1 protein-coding gene is annotated in these 596 nt (G+C 30.9%); it reads right to left on the bottom strand.

Annotation, left to right across the window (positions count from 1 at the left end; genetic code table 11):
* A partial coding sequence (locus AC1DRF_RS31490) for a hypothetical protein (protein WP_477742761.1) occupies positions 1 to 370 on the bottom strand: 370 nt, incomplete at its 3' end.
* Positions 371 to 596: the final 226 nt, after the last annotated feature.

Genomic DNA, 596 nt, shown 5'->3' with positions numbered 1-596 from the left:
ACTTTACCCCTTTTGGAGTCGTTATTTCACTAGTGATATCTGTATTTCCCTTTGATTGTTTGATAATAGCTGGATTCCCATTAAAATACCAACGGATTTTTTGATCCTTTTGAGTTAATGTAGCTGTTCCTACACCTACATTTGATTTTTCTTTAATTGTATAGATAACAATCTTTTCGTTATCTACATATTTACTTTCACCGATAATATCTTGTATTCCTGTAGACTCTTTTTTTGCATTTTCAAAGGCTTCATCTTCACTAGAATAGAATTCCACATCTTTTTTACTGTTTACGTTCGTTGCTGAACAAGCCGTTAGTATACTGGCTGACAGTAGAGATGCGAGTAATGCAGAATATAACTTTTTCATACAAACCCCCATTTTATTAATTTCTTTAATTTTAATCTTAATATAAATAGTTAAAATAATCCATTTATGTGATATAGTTGTTCAGTATGTAAAAGTTAAACAACAAAGAAATGGAGTTTCACAATGAAGAATTCAAGGAAGATAGCAGCAGGAGCAGCTRTTCTAACTGTTGCTTTTAGTTTAATGGGATGTACCTCAAAAGAATCAATTAGCAAAAGTACAAAAC

This window comes from Priestia sp. P5_B4 (assembly GCF_056400385.1).
Note: the sequence above shows the minus strand (reverse complement) of the source record. Positions and strands in the feature narration are given on the sequence as shown.